This is a genomic window from Nocardia sp. NPDC004278 (genome assembly GCF_053602975.1).
Window position 1 is genome coordinate 210,985 of the sequence record NZ_JBSGEQ010000004.1, and the last position, 17,428, is coordinate 228,412.

Consider the following 17,428-nt stretch of genomic DNA (forward strand, 5'->3'; position numbering starts at 1 on the left):
GGGTCCGACGATCACCACGCAGCCGAGGCATCGGGTCCGACGATCACCACGCAGCCGAGGCATCGGGTCCGACGATCACCACGCAGTCGAGGCGGCGCGCGTAGTCGGTTCACCAGCCCCGATGCAAGGGCGCGACCGCCGCAGTGAAGAACTGCCGCACCGAGGCCCCGGGGCGTTACGGCTCGAGCAAAGGGCAGCACCAGCCGCGCCATCGGGGAATCGAAAGGCGGCCAGGTTCATGCTGCGTGGGAAGGGCCGAAGGCGGCGACCCGTTGACCTGGGTATGGAACTTTCCTCCGCGCTCGACTTCGCTCGCGCCCACCGCCGGTCGGTACTGACCACGATTCGGCGCAATGGCCGGCCGCAACTGTCCAACGTGCTGCACGTCATCGGCGATGACGGGATCATTCGCATCTCCATCACCGCCGATCGGGCGAAATATCACAACCTGGTGCGTGACCCGTGGGCCGCGATCCATGTGACCCAGGATGACTTCTGGGCGTACGCCGTCCTCGAAGGGAACGTCGAGGTGACTCCCGTCGCCGCCGCTCCCGACGATGCCACCGTCGACGAATTGGTCGACTACTACCGCGCGGCCTCCGGCGAACACCCCGATTGGACCGAATACCGCGAGGCGATGGTCAAGGATCGCCGCGCGCTGGTCCGCATCACTCCCACCCACGCGTACGGAATGCTCTGATCGGCGACGATACGGATCGGAATCGGCCGCGATGCCCCTGCGCGGAATCCGCAGAGATGGCGGAGCAGTTCGTCGTGGGCTACCTTCCTCCACTCGACATCCATGCCCCGATCGGGCGAAATATCACATTCTGATGCGTGACCCCGTGGGCCGCGATCCACGTGACCCGCGATGATTTCCGGCCGTATGCCGTCCTAGAGCTGAATCCACGGGATCCCGCAGAATTGCGACAGGCCGATCCCCGGCACTGATTCCCTGATCGCGCAATTGGCGTGGATCGCCGAGAAATTCCAGGTCTGGACCGATCCGGCGCGTGCAACCGGTGCAGGGGTGGACCGTGATCGGCTGCTGACCCCGCGCGCACCTAGTGGCCGATCAGATTCGAAACAGTGACGAAACTGTACCCCCTGGAACGCAATTCGCTGACGATCCGCGGTATCGCCGCCCGCGAAGCCGCCCCTTGATCGCTCCAGACATGCAGCAGCACAATGGAACCCGGCCGCACCTGGGCCACCGTTTCCGCGACGATCCCATCGGTGCTGGCCACCTTGCCGGAGTCGGGCTCCACATCCCAGGTCACCGTGGTCCGATCGTGATCCGACAGATACTTCGGCAATGCCCACAGCTTCTTGCCGAACGGCGGGCGGAAGGTGATCGGCCCCTGATAGCCGGTTGCGCGGATCTCGGCATCCGTGCGTTCCAGCTCGTCCCGAACGGTATCGGCCGAGACGAACACCATCCGCTGGTGGGTAAAGCTGTGGTTGCCGAGTTCGTGCCCGGCCTGCGCGATCGCACGCCCGGCCTCCGGCCGCGCGGCCAGATTCTCGCCGATCAGATAGAACGTCGCCGGAATCTGCGCGTCCGCAAGGACTTTCAACACTTCGGGGTATTGCGGGGACGGCCCGTCATCGATGGTCAGCGCAACCAGCTTGTCGTCCGTGTCGACGTGGTGCACGATGCGTCCCGCGAGTTGGTAGGTCCGCGAATTCATCAGGTAATAGGTGCCGGCCCCGAGCAGCACCACGACGGCAACGAACAGCGCACCGGCGATCAGCAACCTACGCAGCATCAATCCGTGTATACCAGACCGCCTTCGACGACCGCGCCCACGAAAAACGGTGGCGCCCGGCCCTTCCGGACCGGACGCCACCGTCTCGTCGAATGATCAGAAGTTGATCATGTGGCCCGCGAGGCCGTGGAACGCTTCCTGCAGCGCTTCGCTCAACGTCGGGTGGGTGTGGACGTTGCGGATCAGCTCGTTGACGGTCAGGTCCCACTTCTGGGCCAGGGTCATCTCCGGCAGCAGTTCGGAGACGTCGGGACCGATGAGGTGGCCGCCGAGCAGTTCGCCGTACTTGGCGTCGGCGACCAGCTTGACGAAACCGGTCGGATCGCCGAGGCCGTGCGCCTTGCCGTTGGCGGTGAACGGGAAGGTGGCGACCTTCACGTCGTAGCCTTCGTCGCGGGCCTGCTGCTCGGTGAGGCCGAAGCTGGCGACCTGCGGCTGGCAGAAGGTGGCGCGCGGCATCATCCGGTAGTCGCCGAGGGTCACCGTCGGCGCACCGGCGATGGTCTCCGCGGCCACCACGCCCTGAGCCTCCGCGACGTGGGCGAGCTGCAGCTTCGCGGTCACGTCGCCGATGGCGTAGATGTGCGGCACATTGGTGCGCATGTTGTCGTCGATGACGATGGCGCCGCGCTCGAGCGCGACACCGGTGTTCTCCAGGCCGTAGCCCTCGACCCGGGGCGCGAAGCCGACGGCCTGCAGCACCTTGTCGACGGTGACCGTCTCCAGGGTGCCGGTCTTGTTGTCCTTGATCGACACGGTGACCTTGGAACCGTCATCGTCGATCGTCTGCACGGCCGCACTGGTGGTGATGGTGATGCCGAGCTTCTTGTACTGCTTGGTGATCTCCTTGGAGACGTCGACGTCCTCGTTCGGCAGCGCGCGATCCAGGAACTCCACGATGCGCACGTCGACGCCGTAGTTCTTCAGGACGTAGCCGAACTCCATGCCGATTGCGCCAGCGCCGACGATGAGGATCGAGCCGGGCAGGTCGCGGGTGAGGATCTGCTCCTCGTAGGTCACCACATTCGCGCTGAGCGAGGTGCCCGGCAGCAGCTTGGTGACGGTGCCGGTGGCGATGATGACATTCGAGAAGGTGATCGTCTCGGTGCCGCCGCTGGACAGCGCGACCGAGAGGGTGTTCGCATCGGTGAACGTGCCCGTGCCGTCGAACTCGTCGATCTTGTTCTTCTTCATCAGGAAGTGGACGCCCTTGACCCGGCCGTCGGCGACCTTGCGGCTGCGGTCGAATGCGGCGCCGAAGTCGAAGCTCACATCGCCCGAGATGCCGAAGGTCTTGGCTTCCTTGGTGAAGATGTGCGCCAGTTCCGCATTGCGCAGCAGCGCCTTGGAAGGGATGCAGCCCACATTGAGGCAGACACCACCCCAATACTTCTGCTCGACGATCGCGGTACGGAGGCCAAGTTGTGCCGCGCGGATGGCGGCGACATAACCGCCAGGACCGGCACCGAGAACGACAACGTCGTAATGGGAAGTCACGTGGTCGAGCCTAACTCCGTCGCGCACACATCACCCACCTTCCCCCTGCAACTATGAGACGTGCGCCACATAGTGCAGCCGCTTTCCGGTGCGCAGGCCGACATGGAGGCGCAATGACACCCTGGCTGTCTGCTGCGCCACACTGCGGCGGTGAACTAAATCCACTCGCACCGCCAACAGGTTCGATAGCTGATAACTATTAGCTATCGAGTACGGCGATCGGTGTTGGCGGCGCATTACAAGCGGACTTTCGTGAACATTATTTACTCGACGCCGCGCACCGCCGGACATCCACGATCGGCCCTTTCGCCGGTGCCGAATCGACCGGGACGAACCGAGGTTGGAGATAGATCGGTTCCGCTCACCTTCGATCTCGTTCAACAACCCGCATCACCCCGCCTATCCGCCCAATGCTCGGCGCGGTGGACGGCCGGACGTCGGGCGCAGACCACACCCACACACCCCGACAACACGGCGAATACCCCTCAGCACGCTGGACAGACGAGCGTCGGCGCAGACCAGACCCACCACCCCACCCCGGGCAACACGGCACTGTCCAGCAAGCTCGATCGAATAAGCCGACTCCCGATCCGACCGTGGCGGACCGGTCGAGGGGCCGCTATCAGTCCCGCCAGACCTCCCGTGCGATCCGGGCGAAGTTGCCACCGAATACCGCCGCCCGGTCGGCCGCACTGAATCCACGCTCGGCGAGTGCCGCATCCAACCCGGGCAACCCGTTCAGCCCCAATAGATCCTCCGGCGGAACCCATTGCAGCGGACCCCATTTCGTATACGCGTCGGAAAACGCGCCCGGATCCTGCATCAGCATGTCATTGAAGTCCTCGGCATCGAAGGAGTAATCGGAGCCGACGCCGATATGTTCGATGCCGACGAGTTCGGCACCGTATTCGATATGCGCGGCCATGGCCCGCACCCGCGCCGCACGGCCATCGATCGCATTCTGCCCAAGGAAGATTCCCACCCCATTGATACCGATGACCCCACCGGTCGCCGCACAGGCCAGTGCCTGCGCATCGGTGATATTGCGCGGATGTTCCCACAATGCCGCGAAATTGGAATGGCTGTAGATCATCGGGACCACGGTGCACTCGGCCAGATCCAGTCCGGTCCGTGGCGAACAGTGCGAACCGTCGACGAATACGCCGACCTCGTTCTGCTCGCGCACCAGATCGCGGCCGTAGGCGGTCAGCCCGGTGTCGTCGGTGTCCAGGCAACCGCAACCGGCCGCATTGGCATGGTTATAGGTCGGCAGCATTGAGCGAACACCCAACTCGTAGAACATCTCGACGTTATCCAGATCACCACCGAGCGGCCCCGAATCCTCCAGATCGAAGGCCAGCGCAATCGAATCGGACGTACCGATATCGGCGAATCGCTCGACCAGCCGGAACCGACCGTCGCCCAGCGCATCCCGACGGAACTTGTGCAGCAAGGCCAGCGAATCCTCGGTCGACTGCCGCGAATATCCCACGTTCACCGATAAATACGATCCGAGCGGATACCGCGCAAGGTCCGCGATCCGCGCCGAATGCAGTAGCGGCAGGCAGCAGTGCTGCTCCCAGAGAAACTGTGGCAAACCGGCCACCTCCCGGTCGGATCGGTCTCGGAGCAGCGATCCTACTGAGCCGACCGGTAGGTACGACAGCCCTGGACCCGATGTCGAGCAATCCGTAACAGCGTGCCCGATATGCCCGATTTAGCGAGTGATATCTCACCTTCCGAGGACCCTCGGCAACAATCTGGACATGACGGGCGTTGAGCTGACTGTGACCGATCCCTACCTGTGGCTCGAAGAAGTAACCGATGAACGGGCCCTCGACTTCGCCCGCGCGCACAACGACGTGGTCGTCGAGCGTTTTGCCAGTTCCGATCGGTTCACCGAACTCGAGCACCGCATCCTCGACATGCTCGATACCGATACCAAGATCGCCTACCCGGGCCGCCGCGGCCGGTGGCTCTACAACTTCTGGCGCGATGCCGACCATCCGCGCGGATTGTGGCGGCGCACCACCTTCGCCGAATACGCCAAGGAGTCGCCGGACTGGGATGTGCTGATCGACCTGGACGCGCTCGGCACCGCGGAGCACGAGAACTGGGTATGGGGCGGCGCCGCGGTGCTGCGGCCGGAACAGTCACGCGCGCTGATCAGCCTGTCCCGCGGCGGCGCCGATGCCAAGGTCGTGCGCGAATTCGATATCGAAACAAGGGAATTCATCGATCCGGCCGACGGCGGTTACTTCCTGCCCGAGGCGAAGTCCGAGATCCGCTGGATCGATATCGACTCGGTCTATGTCGGCACCGATTTCGGTCCCGGCTCGCTCACCGATTCCGGATATCCGCGCATTGCCAAGCGCTGGCGGCGCGGCACCCCGCTCACCGAGGCGGAGACGGTGTTCGAGGGTGCGCCCGGCGATGTCGCGGTCTCCGCGGGCTACGACCGGACACCCGGCTACGAACGGCATTTCGTCGGCCGGGCCACCGACTTCTTCAATGAAGAGGTGTACCTGCTCGAAGGCGACGGCAGCCTACGGCATCTCGAGGTGCCGACCGATGCCAGCGAATCCTGGTACAAGGACTGGTTCCTGGTGCGCCTGAAGTCGCCGTGGACGATCGCCGACACCACCTACCCCGCCGGTGCGCTACTGGCCATCGACTTCGAGAAATTCCTCTCCGGTGCAAGGGAATTCGAGGTGGTCTTCACCCCGGACGCGCACACCTCGCTGCACGGCTACGGCTGGACCGAGAACCATCTGCTGCTCATCACCCTGGAGGATGTGCAGACCAAGCTCTACGTCCTCACCCCTGGCCCGGATGGCTGGCACCGGGAACCGCTGGCCGACACCCCGCCGATGGCGACCACCAGTGTGATGAATCTGGACCCGCTCGAGGGCGGCGACGAATTCATGCTGACCACAAGCGGATTCACCACTCCGGCCACCCTGCTCGCAAGCGCGGTCGGCGGCCGGACCGAACAACTCAAACAGGAACCGGGCTTCTTCGACGCCGACGGCGTCGAGACCGAGCAGTTCTTCGCCCGGTCCGATGACGGAACCATGGTGCCGTACTTCGTGATCCGGCATCGCGATCACAAGGGCACCGCCGGGCCGACGGTGATGTCGGGCTACGGCGGCTTCGAGGTTTCGCGCACCCCTGCCTACAGCGGCGCGTCCGGGATGGGCTGGCTGGAACGCGGCGGCACCTGGGTGATGACCAATATCCGCGGCGGTGGCGAATACGGCCCGCAGTGGCACACCTCGGTACAGAAGGCCAACCGGCACAAGGTCTATGAGGACTTCTCCTCGATCGCCAAGGATCTGGTGGCCCGCGGTATCACCACGGCGGATCAACTCGGTGCCGTGGGCGGCAGCAATGGCGGCCTGCTCATGGGCGTCATGCTGACCCGCTACCCGGAGCTGTTCGGGGCCATCGTCTGCCAGGTCCCGCTGCTCGATATGCAGCGCTACCACCTGCTGCTGGCCGGTGCGTCGTGGACGGCCGAATACGGCGATCCGGATAAGCCCGAGGAGTGGGAGTACATCAGCAAGTACTCGCCGTACCAGAATGTCCGCGCCGATGGGGCCTACCCGCCGATCCTGCTCACCACCTCCACCCGCGACGACCGAGTACACCCCGGTCACGCCCGCAAAATGGCCGCACTGCTCGAGGAACAGGGCCACACCGTCTGGTACCACGAGAATATCGAGGGCGGCCACGGCGGCGCGGCCGACAACAAACAGTCCGCATTCCAGGCCGGACTCATCTACGAATTCTTCACCCAGATGCTGATGGAACGGTCCGCCTGAGCCGATCCCCCGGCCCGGTGCAGCAACGTGCACCGGGCCGACTTTTGCGCCATTGTCTACAACGTAGACCTGGTCTACGTTGTAGACATGACGAACGAGAGCGCCGTACGAATCGTCGAGACCACCGGCGCGCAACTGCATACCGAATCGGCCGGAACCGGACCGGACCTGGTACTCATCCCCGGCGGCGGCGGTGACGCCGGAATGTACGAGGCGGTCGTGCCACTACTGGCCGACCGCTACCGCGTCATCACCTTCGACCGGCGCGGCAACTCGCGCAGCCCGTTCACCGACCCGCACGCCGCGATCGATATCGCGACGCAGGCGGCCGATGTCATCGCGATCCTCGACGCGTACGCCATCGACCGCGCCCATATCTTCGGCAGCAGTGGCGCGGCGATCATCACGCTGGAACTGCTCGCGGCGCACGCCGGCCGACTCAACGACGCGGTCGTGCACGAAGCACCGCTCGTCCAGTTGCTGCCCGAGGCGAGTCCGGCGCGTTCGGAGCTCGTCGAGATCGGCAGGCTCGCGATCGAGAAGAGCCCGCTGCGCGCCTTCGCCGCATTCGGCGTGCTGACGATGCCGAATGTGCCGCGGGTATTGCGGTCGAGGTTCGGACAGGACTTCATGGCGGGCGGAACTCGGGTTTCATTGACGATCGGCGCCGCGCTGCGGCGGATTACCCGAGCTCGGCCCTCGACCATGACCCGCCAGCTGAACAATGCCGACCTGCTGCTCGTCCGCGAACTGCCCGCCTTCTGCTTCGACTATCACCCGGATCTGGCCGCCCTCCGGAAGGTCGAGGTGCCATGGCGGCTCGGCACCGGACGCGAGAGTGTCGGCAAGCCGTACTACCTCGCCACCCACGCACTGGCTGGCGAACTCGGCCGGGACTGTGTGGAATTCCCGGGTGGGCATGTGCCCTACCAGTTGCGGCCGAAGGAATTCGTCGATCGGCTGCTCGAACTGTTCGACGAGATGGGCGAAGGGACCTTGCGATGAGCCGAACAGGTGGGCGCAGGCAGCCGAGCACCCGGACCGCATTGAACCGTGATCACATCGCCGCGGTGGCATTGACCGTCATCGATAGCGCGGGGCTCGACGGCTTCACCATGCGAAAATTGGGTGCGGCGCTCGGCGCGGACCCGATGGCGGCCTATCGGCACTTCACCGATCAGCAGGAGCTGTTCGACGGCATCGCCGAGGCAATGTTCGACGAGTTGGAGATGGAAACGCTACCGTGGCAGGCGGATTGGCCGGAGCTGATGAGCGCCTATGCACATCGACTGCGTTCCACCCTGCGGCGGCATCCGAATGCGGTGCCGATCTTCGCCACCCGACCGGTCCGCAGCGCCGCCGCGATCGAGACCGGAAATTGGATGCTGGAACGCCTGCAGGGCGTCGGCTTTACGCCCGCCGTGGCCCTGCAGTTCGCCCGCTGCCTACGCGAATACGTGGTCGGGCACATCCTGAGCCATACGGTGGCCGCCGTCGCGGCACAGCGCAGCCGCAAGCCCGCGCCGGACGCACCGAACTACAACACCCTCGCCGCGGCCGCCGATGCCGCCGCGGACAGCGATCACTTCGCGATCGGCCTCACCGCGATGCTCGACGGATTCGGCAGGCATCTGGGCGAAAAGCCGAGCCGCGCTTAGGAAGTGCCGTTCGGCCGGGTGAGCATCACGACCGGGATCTCCCAGGACACCTTGGCCTGAAAGTCGGCAAGGAACGGCGCGACCACCAACTGGCGTTCCCAAAGCTGTTGCCGCTCGGCTCCTTCGGCAACCGAAGCGATCACGGGCCACGACTCGTTCCCGAACTCGACGATGGCCTCGGGATGTGCGACCAGATTGTGATACCACCCCGGACGGTTCTCCCGACCGCCATTGGCGGCGAACACCACCACTCGGTCACCGTCGCGCTGATAGGCCAGCGGCCAGGTGAATGCCGCCCCGGTGCGCGCACCGGTCGTGGTCAGGAGCAGTAGGGGTATGTTCGCGAACTGCCCGCCGACCACCCCCGCATTGGCGCGGAACTCCGCGACGATCTCCTGATTCAATTGCCGCCGTTGCTCATTCGACACGACACCAGCCTATGACGACTTGCCCGATTGTGCCTCGTCGTAGCGCAGGCGCGCGCTCGCCACATATTCGCGATGCCCCTGCGCCCAATCGATGAGCGCGTTGACCTGCGTCGACAGCGTCGCGCCGACGGAGGTCAGCTGGTAATCCACCCGCGGCGGTGAGGTCGGCGTCACCGTGCGCGCGACCAGGCCGTCACGTTCGAGGCTGCGCAACGTGAGGGTGAGCATGCGCTGCGAGATCCCCTCGATCGAGCGCTGCAACTGCGAATACCGGTGCGGCCCATCGGTCAGCAAGGCCATGACCAGCACACTCCACTTGTCGCCGACCCGATCCAACACATCGCGGAGCTGACACAGCGCCGCCCCCTCGCCGATCGGTTCATCGCCGGTCACCGCACGCACATCGGTGTTCGGTACGCAGGTCAAAGTGCCTTCTTCCGTCACCAGCCCATTGTCGACAGGATTTCACTTGCACACAAGAAGTAACCAACGAACAGAAAGTGTGGTGAAACATGAATGTCGATCTAGCGGCCCCGTCGCGCCGGTCCGGCCCCCGGCCGACCACGACCGGCCGAGAGATACCGCACGACCAGCTCGACGGCTTCGCTCCGGCTGAGATTCGGGCCGCCCTGGTCGAATACGCCCAGGCGCTACCGGATGTATTCACCGGGCCGAGCCAGGTCTCGGAACCGAGTTCGCTCGCCCTCCGGTTGCGCGATCCACGCGGACCGTGGGAAGCCTTCCTGCACCCGAGCCGCGACGAATTCGGCCACATCCACCGGAGCGGATTTCTCCACCTCACCCTGCCCCGCGAGGTCATACCGCCACTGACCGAGGCGGGCTGGATCGAACCGCATCCGATCAGCAGGCGGCCGGAATGGCCGGACACGATCGTGATGCTCTACGCGCCCCGCGATGAATCCGAACTCGACCTGGCCATCGCCGCACTGCACGCCTCATGGCTACAGGCCGCCAACCGCACCCCCACGAAATAGGAAGCGAGACATAGCAATGCGCGCAATCGCGTTTACCGGCTTCGACCAGCCCGCGACCATCACCGAATTGCCCGTGCCCGTGCCCGAACCCGACGAAGTACTGATCCGGGTGCGGCACACCTCGATCAACGGCTTCGACCTCGGCGTGCTCGGCGGCTATATGCGCGGGGTATTCGAGCACGAGTTCCCGGTCGTGCTCGGCAAGGATTTCGCGGGCACCATCGCCGCCGTCGGCGCGCAGGTCACCGACCTGGCCGTGGACGAAAAGGTTTTCGGTGTCGTCATGCGGACAACGCTGGGGCAGGGCAGCCTCGCCGAATATGTGGCGGTGCCAGCGGGTTACGGCATTGCGCGGATCCCCTCCGGCCTCGACGACGCCGCAGCGGGCGCACTCGGCCTCGCCGGTACGGCCGCGCTGACCGCACTCGACGCGCTCGAACCGAAACCCGATGCACCCCTGTTGATTTCGGGTGCGACCGGCGGTGTCGGTGGCTATGCCATCCAACTGGCGACGGCGCGCGGCGCCGTCGTCATCGCCACGGCACGGCCCGGCGCGGAAACCGAGTTCGTCTCGGCACTCGGCGCCCACCATGCCGTCGACCCCGCGGACCTGGTGGACCGAGTTCGCGAGCTGGCCCCCGATGGCGTGCCAGCCGCACTACATCTGGCCGGTGACGGCGCGACCGTCGCCGGATTGGTCACGCGCGGTGGCCGATTCGCCTCCACGGTGCATTTCGTGCCGGTCGATGCCGCCGATCGCGATCTGGCCACCGTCGATGTCATGGCCGATCCGAGCCGAACGAATCTGGATCGCCTGGCCGCGGATGCCGCGGCGGGCAGACTGCGAATCCCGATCACCAGACGCTACGAACTGGCCGACGCCGCAACCGCGATCGCCGATTTCACCGGTGGCACCCTCGGCAAGCTGGCGGTCACCCTCTAGCTGTGTCAGCGGTCCCGCAGCCACTTCTCGATCCGGTCGACGGTACTGCTGTACTTGCGGATCCAGCCGTTGTGTCCCAGGGGTTCCGGCTGTACCCAGGTCGTCACGTCGGCCTTGGGCATCTTCGCCAGCAGATGCGCCGCCGAACTGCCGGGCACGAGATCGTCGTCGGTCATGGTGATGGACAGCACCGGCAGCTTCAGCCTGCCGAGCCGCTCCTCATAGTCGATATCCGCGCCGACCGGCTGGAAGCGACCGGTGCGGGCCAGCCGGGCCCAGTCGGAGATCAGCACTTTCGACTGGCGCCCGAACCCGCCCACCGAGATCCGGTCACCGGGCCAGAAGCCCGCCAGGTTGGCCGTCATCGAGATGGCCGCCGTGCCGACCAGCATGCCGGGGCCCGAAATCCCGCGGAAGCCACGGTGATACGGAGTACCGGAGGCGATCAGGATCAGTCCGCCGAGTCGGCCGCGGATGCGCGAGGCGTACAGCACGGCGAGCTGGCCGCCCATGCTGTGGCCGAGCAGGTACGGGGTGCTGTCCGGGAACCGGTCGCGCACCACCGAGAAGATCGCTGGGAAGTCGACCGAAACCAATTCGTGGTAACCGTAGGTGCTCGCGGCGCTCGGGCGCGGCCTGCTGTCACCGGCACCGCGCAGTTCTCCGATGGCCGCGTCGAAACCACGGGCGGCCAATGCGGTGGCGAACAGTTCGTAGTACCCGGCCGGAACGCCGAGACCGGGCACCAGCACCACCACCGGGCGGGGCGCGTCCGGCGTCACCGGGTGACGGTGCGTTCCGCTCGCCGGGAACAGCCGCACCGGCACGGTGCTGCCATCCGGCATCTGGATCGGAACCTTCTCCATGATGCGCACCGTACCGCGCGATGACCACCGGTCGTCCGGAGCGACCCGTGCTACGCGCCGACCGCACCCATGATCACTCGGCTCAGCACCCGGATCACATCGTCCAGTGGCGGCCGCGGATCCGAACCACTCCAGGAGTCGACCACATAGTTGACCGCGCCGATGATGGCGAGTACCCGCATCTCGTAGTCGCCCGTGGGGATTTCGCCGTGCATCGCCGCATCCTCGGCGGCGCTGGCTAGTAGCGAACCCCACACCCGGCGCAGTTCCAGCCGGAACTTCTCCACCTTCGGCCCGGCGCCGACGACCTCTACCAGCGCCACGCGCGCCTTGCGCGGATCGGCGCCGATGGATTCGACGTAAGCGCGCACGGACGCGTCGATGATCTCCAGGGCGGTCGCATCCGACTTCTTGTCGAGGGCGGCGGTTACCGCTTCGCGCGATTCCCTATCGATCTGCGCGTAGAGCTCGAGTAGGAGAGACTCGCGGCCGGTGAACTCCTCATAGAACTGCCGTGAGGAGAGTCCGGCGTCCTTACAGATCGCGCCGACCGAACTATTAGCGTAGCCATCGCGCGCAAAGACCGTAAGGCCCGATTCCAGAAAACGCGCACGCCGTTGTCGTTGCCGGTCCTCTACGGGTTGCCCGGCATACATTCGTCCCGTATTCGCATCCTGTGACATTGGGGCAGACAATACCTAAGCGCCCGATGCCGTCGTCATGGATCGGCATGTTCGTCTCAACCTTCGGCCGAGTTCGCGTTAGCCGAAAGTTGGCCGCGCGGTTGCTATTGCGCCGAAATCTCGCTTCTATCCGATCTAGCTACGGCCACACACCTCGTCACTGACAGTTTGCCGATGCGGACGATACCGAGAGGTTTGGACGCCGAAAGTGTTTTATAGGAGTTTTTTAGAATTATTTTCCGCGGTTCCGGAGACCTTTCAACAACGCGGGCAGATCCGCCACGGAATCAATGACGTGATCCGGCGCCGATGCCGCCCCAGCTAACACTGCGGACCGGAATTTCCCGGTGCGCACCAGAACTCCGGTCATGCCGACCCGCTGGGCAGCGAGCACATCGGAGTGCAGGTCGTCGCCGATCATCAACACCTCGGTCGGATCCAGGCCCATCAGGTCCGCACAAGTCCGAAATCCCGCCGGCTCGGGCTTGCCGATCACCGCGATCTCGGCATTGCCCGCGGCCGCCAAGCCCGGCAGATAGGCGCCGGCATCGATGCGAAGTCCGTCATCGGTGGCCCAGGTCAGGCCGCTGTGCATGGCGACGACCGGCACACCGTCCAGCATCAGCTCGGCCACCCGGCTCAGCGCGCGATGGGTGAATTCCGCACCGGCACCGCCGATTACGACGACATCGGGATGTTCGTCATCGAGGGTGAGAGCGGCGAGGTCGGGCCGGATATCGCCGTGGTTGAGCACCCAGACCCGCGCATCCGGATAGCGACGGCTCACATACTCGCCGGTGAGCCGGGCGGCGGTGACGATCTCGTCGGCGTCGACATCGAATCCGGCGCTCCGCAGCCGCTCGGCGATCTCGTCACAGGTGCGCGAGGTCGTATTGGTGAGAAACGCTCGGCACAAACCACTTTCGCGTATCCGGCGCACGGCGTCGGCGGCGCCTTCCAGCTCGCGCCATGAGGTCACCAGCACGCCGTCGATGTCGTAGAGCACACCGCCGATCCGAGTGTCGCCGGACATGGATTCAGCCTACGGCCGTTGGCCCGGGGTCGGCGCGGCAACCGCTCGGCATGGCGTGTCAGCGGCCGCCGCGGGCGAATTCACGGGCGGCGCGTGCCAGCATCCACGGCACGAGCCGACGGTGGAATGGGCGAACAACGGCGAAATACCGTCGGCCCCAATCATTTCGGTATTCGACCAAAGAGGTGATGGTGACCGTGTCGTCGTCGATGAGAACCGAGACAACAAAATCGAGGACCGACATCGCATCGGCGGTGACATGCTCGCGCTCGTCGCTTTCGCGATCAGGAAAAGGCTTGCCGAAGAATATCTTTCGGGTCCATTCGCGCGGATCGGTGGGAGCGCCCGGCGGCAATGCGATTTCGTAGGAATCGATGTAGTCCCAATTCGACCCTGATGCGCGAGCCAGGGCCGCCCGTTCGGGAATCTCGACTCGTCCACGAGTAGGCATCACATTCCTCCAGTAGCCATACGGGAGCGTATGGAATGACCATACGGTAACGTACGGGCATGGCACAAGAGGGCAGGAGTGTGACCGCCAAAACATCGGCGCCGCGGCGGCTCAGCGCCGACGACTGGGCCCAGGCCGCACTGGACGCACTGGCCGCGGGCGGCCTCGCGGCGGTCGCGGTGGAACCCATCGCCAAGCGGCTCGGCACCACCAAGGGCAGCTTCTATTGGCACTTCAAGGATCGCGCGGCTCTCATCGATGCGGCACTGGCGCGTTGGGAACAGCGCAGCACCGACGATGTGATCACCGAGATCGGTGTCGAGACCGATCCGGCCGAGCGGTTGCATCGACTGTTCGCCCATGTCATCGATTACGCGGCCACCGGACGCATCGAATTGGCGCTCTTGGCCTCCGCGGACCAGGCCGCGGTCGCCGCGACATTGCGCCGAGTCGCGGACCGGCGCATCGAATACATTGCCGAACTGCTACGGGAATTGGGTCTGACCGCCGCGCAGGCGCGGACCAGGGCGGTTGTCGCCGTGAGCATCTACCACGGCTTCAACCAACTGGCCCGCGTCTCCCCCGACGCACTCCCGAGCACCGATGCCCAGCGAAGGACATTGGTGGATACGGCATTTCAGAGCCTGCTGCCACCGAAACGGCGCTGACGCAGCGGATCAGCTGCCGCCACCACCACCACAACCACCGCCGCCACCTCCGCAGCCGGACCCGCCACCGCAACTCGAGCCACCGCCACAGCCGGACCCACCACCGCAACTCGAGCCACCGCCACAGCTGGACCCGCCGCCACCGCCACAGCCGTAGCTGGACCTACTGCCAATGTCGCCACCGCTGCCGCCCGCGCTCCATCGGCTGCTCCTGCGGCGATTTCGACTCCGCCGACCCGCAAGACTGATGAACGCGATCGTGCCGTACAGCAGCAGCCCAGCGATGACCTGCACCCAGATTGTGTCCATCGTCGCCACCCCCCGAGTGACTTGCGAGGCTTACCCTCGTAACAAGTGCACCCGCTGCGGCCTCGGCGGTCAAGCCACTACTTTTGGGGCGTTTGAACAGGTCAACAGCATGCGTTCAGGTCGAGGCAGTTCCGATCGCTGGAACCGCCACTGTTGGAACCCGATTCGAGACCGAGTCAGCGTTGCGAGGCATTGATGATCGCGTCGAGCAGACCGGGAAAGCGTTCCTCCAGATCGTCACGGCGCAGCTCGACCAGCCGGTTGCGGCCGGAGGCGTAGGTGGTCGTGACGCCCGCATCACGCAACACCTTCCAATGATGCGATGCCGTCGCGGCGGTGATCTCCACATCGAACCCATCGATGCCGCAGCTGAGCGGCTCGCGCACCCCGGCGAGCGCGCGGATCAGTTCCAGCCGAATGGGATCGGCGATGGCGCTGAGCACCCGGATCAGGTCCAGGTCACCGGTGCTCGGCTGCGGTAGCTGACGCACGTTCATCCTCCGATCGTTTGACAACCATCGAATTATATCGCAGCATCGTAAGATGCTTCGACAACCATCGAACAATCTCTATCGATCCTTGATTCCACTCGCCATCGGCACTTTCGTGCTGGGCACCGACGGTTTCGTACTGAACGGCATGCTCCCGCTCATCGCCCGCGATCTGAATGTTTCGGTAGCCACCGCGGGCCAGCTCACCACCACGTTCGCCTGGACCTACGCCATCGCCTCACCGGTCATCGCCGCTGCGACCGGATCGTGGGACCGGCGCTGGGTATTGGGCGGCGGTGCAGTATTTTTCGTCCTCGGCATGATCGGACAGGCTGCGGCTGAGGACTTTTCGGTCATGGCCGGAGCACGCATCGTGGCCGCGATCGGCGCGGCGGCATTCCAGGCCAATGCCTTTGCCGTGGCCGGGGTCGTCGCCGATGATGCGCACCGGGGGCGGGCACTGTCGGTTGTCACCGCCGGGATCACGCTGTCCGCGGTCGCTGGCGTGCCGATCGGCATCTTCGTCGAGCGTTGGATCGGCTGGCGCGGAGTGCTCTGGGCGATCGCCGCGGGCGGTGCCATCGCGGCGGCGCTGGTGCTGCTGCTGCCGCGGGTCACCCTGCCGAGCACCGGATTACGTGATCGCGTCGGCGTACTCGCGCGGCCCGCGGTGCTGCGGGTACTGCTGGTGACCACGCTGCAGATGACCGCGGCCTACACCACCATCGTCTACCTGCCGGTCGTCGTCGCCCCATCGGTGCCGCAGGGACAGCTCGCCTGGCTGCTGCTGGCCATGGGCATCGGTCAGGTCATCGGCAATGCACAGGCGGGCCGGGCCGTCGACCGCCTCGGCCCGGCGCGCACGCTGACCGTCGGGCTCGTCGGCAGCCTCATCGGACTGCTCCTGCTCGGCCCGGCCACCCACACCACCTGGGCCGTCTTCGCGGTACTCGGCCTGACCGGCCTCTTCGGGTCCGCGATTCTGATCCCGCAGCAATTCCGGCTCTTCGCCATTGCCCACGACGCGCCGACCGTCGCACTCGGCCTCAACGGCTCGGCGATCTACCTCGGCAGCGGCATCGGCTCGCTGCTCGGCGGCACGGTGCTGGATTCCTCGGGTGCGGGCTGGCTCCCCTGGACCTCGGCCGCGGTCGGCTTCGTCGCCCTCACCCTCGGCGTCGCCACCCTGCGCCGACCGGTACGCACCGAAACGGCGGCAGTCGCTCCGGCGTGAAAATCCACCCGCCCCAATGGCTCCCGGTCCGATCGGACCGGGAGCTACTTCTTTGGTGCGGATTCGGGGCGGATCGAGTCGAGTAGGTCGGCGCAGCGGGTGAGCAGTCCGCACAGGGCGGCGTGCTCGGCTTCGGTGAATTCGGCGGCCAATGCGCGCTCCACGCGCACGGCGGCCGCATCCGCCTCCTTCGCGAGCGCCGCGCCCGCTTCGGTGAGCCGGGTCTCCAAGACGTTCTTATGCCAGGCGTGGGGCGTCCGCTCGATGAGGCCGCGGTCCTGGAGATTCGTCAGGATCGTATTCATGGTCGGCGGGGTCACCCCGCACAAGCGGGCCAGCGCCGCGGCGTTGATGCCCGGGTTTTCGATGAGGAACAGCAGGGCCCCGTACTGGGGAACGGTGAGGCCCGCCGGTTTGAGCGCCGCACTCTTCGCCGAGTTGAGAGCCTGTTCGGCGCGCTTGATGTAGGAGCCGAGGCGCTCGGAGGAGTGCATGGACGTCATGTCCGCATGGTATCTGCCCAACTTCTCATTAGCCCCTTGACGTTAATTAGAGTTCTAATATAGCTTCGTGCTCATT

At 65.5% G+C, this 17,428-nt stretch carries 19 protein-coding genes; 8 read left to right on the top strand and 11 right to left on the bottom strand.

Annotation, left to right across the window (positions count from 1 at the left end; genetic code table 11):
* Positions 1–283 precede the first annotated feature (283 nt).
* Positions 284–700, top strand: coding sequence for a PPOX class F420-dependent oxidoreductase (locus ACWEO2_RS08230; protein WP_452404686.1), 417 nt, complete (start codon positions 284–286; stop codon positions 698–700).
* A gap of 364 nt (positions 701–1,064) precedes the next feature.
* Here ACWEO2_RS08230 and ACWEO2_RS08235 read toward each other — a convergent pair whose 3' ends face one another.
* From ACWEO2_RS08235 to ACWEO2_RS08245, 3 genes are all read right to left on the bottom strand, one after another.
* Positions 1,065–1,769 (bottom strand): polysaccharide deacetylase family protein, encoded by a 705-nt coding sequence (locus tag ACWEO2_RS08235; RefSeq protein WP_452404687.1) that lies wholly within the window; start codon positions 1,767–1,769, stop codon positions 1,065–1,067.
* A 96-nt stretch (positions 1,770–1,865) separates the two neighbouring features.
* Entirely contained in the window at positions 1,866–3,266 is a 1,401-nt protein-coding gene (gene lpdA, locus ACWEO2_RS08240; protein WP_452404688.1) for a dihydrolipoyl dehydrogenase, read from the bottom strand.
* 622 nt (positions 3,267–3,888) lie between these two features.
* Positions 3,889–4,863, bottom strand: coding sequence for a dipeptidase (locus ACWEO2_RS08245; protein ID WP_452404689.1), 975 nt, complete (start codon positions 4,861–4,863; stop codon positions 3,889–3,891).
* Positions 4,864–5,032: 169 nt separating this feature from the next.
* On the opposite strand from ACWEO2_RS08245, the gene ACWEO2_RS08250 reads away from it, so the two are divergent.
* The 3 genes from ACWEO2_RS08250 (at position 5,033) to ACWEO2_RS08260 (ending at position 8,748) form a co-directional block, all read left to right on the top strand.
* The gene (locus tag ACWEO2_RS08250; RefSeq protein WP_452404690.1) at positions 5,033–7,090 is read left to right on the top strand and encodes a prolyl oligopeptidase family serine peptidase; all 2,058 of its coding nucleotides are present in this window, start codon (positions 5,033–5,035) and stop codon (positions 7,088–7,090) included.
* 87 nt (positions 7,091–7,177) lie between these two features.
* Positions 7,178–8,095 (top strand): alpha/beta fold hydrolase, encoded by a 918-nt coding sequence (locus ACWEO2_RS08255; protein ID WP_452404691.1) that lies wholly within the window; start codon positions 7,178–7,180, stop codon positions 8,093–8,095.
* On the top strand, positions 8,092–8,748 hold the full coding sequence (locus ACWEO2_RS08260) for a TetR/AcrR family transcriptional regulator C-terminal domain-containing protein (protein ID WP_452404692.1): 657 nt from the start codon (positions 8,092–8,094) through the stop codon (positions 8,746–8,748). The genes ACWEO2_RS08255 and ACWEO2_RS08260 overlap by 4 nt, the downstream gene beginning before the upstream one ends.
* Here ACWEO2_RS08260 and ACWEO2_RS08265 read toward each other — a convergent pair.
* Together ACWEO2_RS08265 and ACWEO2_RS08270 are read right to left on the bottom strand one after the other, a co-directional pair.
* Complete coding sequence (locus ACWEO2_RS08265; RefSeq protein WP_452404693.1) at positions 8,745–9,176, bottom strand: nitroreductase family deazaflavin-dependent oxidoreductase; 432 nt, start codon at positions 9,174–9,176, stop codon at positions 8,745–8,747. The genes ACWEO2_RS08260 and ACWEO2_RS08265 overlap by 4 nt on opposite strands.
* A gap of 9 nt (positions 9,177–9,185) precedes the next feature.
* Positions 9,186–9,620: a winged helix-turn-helix transcriptional regulator gene (locus ACWEO2_RS08270; RefSeq protein WP_452404694.1), complete on the bottom strand. Its 435-nt coding sequence runs from the start codon at positions 9,618–9,620 to the stop codon at positions 9,186–9,188.
* 68 nt (positions 9,621–9,688) lie between these two features.
* Here ACWEO2_RS08270 and ACWEO2_RS08275 point away from each other — a divergent pair, with 68 nt between their 5' ends.
* On the top strand, positions 9,689–10,171 hold the full coding sequence (locus ACWEO2_RS08275) for a luciferase domain-containing protein (protein ID WP_452404695.1): 483 nt from the start codon (positions 9,689–9,691) through the stop codon (positions 10,169–10,171).
* A gap of 16 nt (positions 10,172–10,187) precedes the next feature.
* Complete coding sequence (locus ACWEO2_RS08280) at positions 10,188–11,114, top strand: alcohol dehydrogenase catalytic domain-containing protein (RefSeq protein WP_452404696.1); 927 nt, start codon at positions 10,188–10,190, stop codon at positions 11,112–11,114.
* 5 nt (positions 11,115–11,119) lie between these two features.
* Here ACWEO2_RS08280 and ACWEO2_RS08285 read toward each other — a convergent pair whose 3' ends face one another.
* From ACWEO2_RS08285 to ACWEO2_RS08300, 4 genes are all read right to left on the bottom strand, one after another.
* Entirely contained in the window at positions 11,120–11,980 is an 861-nt protein-coding gene (locus tag ACWEO2_RS08285) for an alpha/beta fold hydrolase (RefSeq protein WP_452404697.1), read from the bottom strand.
* Positions 11,981–12,030: 50 nt separating this feature from the next.
* Positions 12,031–12,663 carry a TetR/AcrR family transcriptional regulator gene (locus tag ACWEO2_RS08290; protein ID WP_452404698.1) on the bottom strand — a complete coding sequence of 211 codons (633 nt, stop codon included), beginning with the start codon at positions 12,661–12,663 and terminating at the stop codon, positions 12,031–12,033.
* A gap of 232 nt (positions 12,664–12,895) precedes the next feature.
* On the bottom strand, positions 12,896–13,696 hold the full coding sequence (locus ACWEO2_RS08295) for an HAD-IIA family hydrolase (protein WP_452404699.1): 801 nt from the start codon (positions 13,694–13,696) through the stop codon (positions 12,896–12,898).
* Positions 13,697–13,754: 58 nt separating this feature from the next.
* Positions 13,755–14,147, bottom strand: coding sequence for a DUF2867 domain-containing protein (locus ACWEO2_RS08300; RefSeq protein ID WP_452404700.1), 393 nt, complete (start codon positions 14,145–14,147; stop codon positions 13,755–13,757).
* Between the two features lie 59 nt (positions 14,148–14,206).
* On the opposite strand from ACWEO2_RS08300, the gene ACWEO2_RS08305 reads away from it, so the two are divergent.
* Complete coding sequence (locus tag ACWEO2_RS08305; RefSeq protein WP_452404701.1) at positions 14,207–14,815, top strand: TetR/AcrR family transcriptional regulator; 609 nt, start codon at positions 14,207–14,209, stop codon at positions 14,813–14,815.
* A gap of 485 nt (positions 14,816–15,300) precedes the next feature.
* On the opposite strand, the gene ACWEO2_RS08310 is transcribed toward ACWEO2_RS08305, so the two are convergent.
* Positions 15,301–15,621 (bottom strand): ArsR/SmtB family transcription factor, encoded by a 321-nt coding sequence (locus tag ACWEO2_RS08310; protein WP_452404702.1) that lies wholly within the window; start codon positions 15,619–15,621, stop codon positions 15,301–15,303.
* Positions 15,622–15,667: 46 nt separating this feature from the next.
* Here ACWEO2_RS08310 and ACWEO2_RS08315 point away from each other — a divergent pair, with 46 nt between their 5' ends.
* Positions 15,668–16,849, top strand: coding sequence for an MFS transporter (locus tag ACWEO2_RS08315; RefSeq protein ID WP_452404703.1), 1,182 nt, complete (start codon positions 15,668–15,670; stop codon positions 16,847–16,849).
* A gap of 44 nt (positions 16,850–16,893) precedes the next feature.
* Here the strand turns inward: ACWEO2_RS08315 and ACWEO2_RS08320 are convergent, their stop codons facing one another.
* Positions 16,894–17,352: a MarR family winged helix-turn-helix transcriptional regulator gene (locus ACWEO2_RS08320; RefSeq protein ID WP_355179266.1), complete on the bottom strand. Its 459-nt coding sequence runs from the start codon at positions 17,350–17,352 to the stop codon at positions 16,894–16,896.
* Positions 17,353–17,428: the final 76 nt, after the last annotated feature.

What these genes read in the sequence shown, in the direction of transcription:
- ACWEO2_RS08230 (WP_452404686.1), top strand. Translation starts at nt 284, where the DNA reads ATGGAACTTTCCTCCGCGCTCGACTTCGCTCGCGCCCACCGCCGGTCG.
- ACWEO2_RS08235 (WP_452404687.1), bottom strand. Translation starts at nt 1,769, where the DNA reads ATGCTGCGTAGGTTGCTGATCGCCGGTGCGCTGTTCGTTGCCGTCGTG.
- ACWEO2_RS08250 (WP_452404690.1), top strand. Translation starts at nt 5,033, where the DNA reads ATGACGGGCGTTGAGCTGACTGTGACCGATCCCTACCTGTGGCTCGAA.
- ACWEO2_RS08255 (WP_452404691.1), top strand. Translation starts at nt 7,178, where the DNA reads ATGACGAACGAGAGCGCCGTACGAATCGTCGAGACCACCGGCGCGCAA.
- ACWEO2_RS08260 (WP_452404692.1), top strand. Translation starts at nt 8,092, where the DNA reads ATGAGCCGAACAGGTGGGCGCAGGCAGCCGAGCACCCGGACCGCATTG.
- ACWEO2_RS08275 (WP_452404695.1), top strand. Translation starts at nt 9,689, where the DNA reads ATGAATGTCGATCTAGCGGCCCCGTCGCGCCGGTCCGGCCCCCGGCCG.
- ACWEO2_RS08280 (WP_452404696.1), top strand. Translation starts at nt 10,188, where the DNA reads ATGCGCGCAATCGCGTTTACCGGCTTCGACCAGCCCGCGACCATCACC.
- ACWEO2_RS08285 (WP_452404697.1), bottom strand. Translation starts at nt 11,980, where the DNA reads ATGGAGAAGGTTCCGATCCAGATGCCGGATGGCAGCACCGTGCCGGTG.
- ACWEO2_RS08290 (WP_452404698.1), bottom strand. Translation starts at nt 12,663, where the DNA reads ATGTCACAGGATGCGAATACGGGACGAATGTATGCCGGGCAACCCGTA.
- ACWEO2_RS08295 (WP_452404699.1), bottom strand. Translation starts at nt 13,696, where the DNA reads ATGTCCGGCGACACTCGGATCGGCGGTGTGCTCTACGACATCGACGGC.
- ACWEO2_RS08300 (WP_452404700.1), bottom strand. Translation starts at nt 14,147, where the DNA reads ATGCCTACTCGTGGACGAGTCGAGATTCCCGAACGGGCGGCCCTGGCT.
- ACWEO2_RS08305 (WP_452404701.1), top strand. Translation starts at nt 14,207, where the DNA reads ATGGCACAAGAGGGCAGGAGTGTGACCGCCAAAACATCGGCGCCGCGG.
- ACWEO2_RS08310 (WP_452404702.1), bottom strand. Translation starts at nt 15,621, where the DNA reads ATGAACGTGCGTCAGCTACCGCAGCCGAGCACCGGTGACCTGGACCTG.
- ACWEO2_RS08315 (WP_452404703.1), top strand. Translation starts at nt 15,668, where the DNA reads ATGCTTCGACAACCATCGAACAATCTCTATCGATCCTTGATTCCACTC.
- ACWEO2_RS08320 (WP_355179266.1), bottom strand. Translation starts at nt 17,352, where the DNA reads ATGACGTCCATGCACTCCTCCGAGCGCCTCGGCTCCTACATCAAGCGC.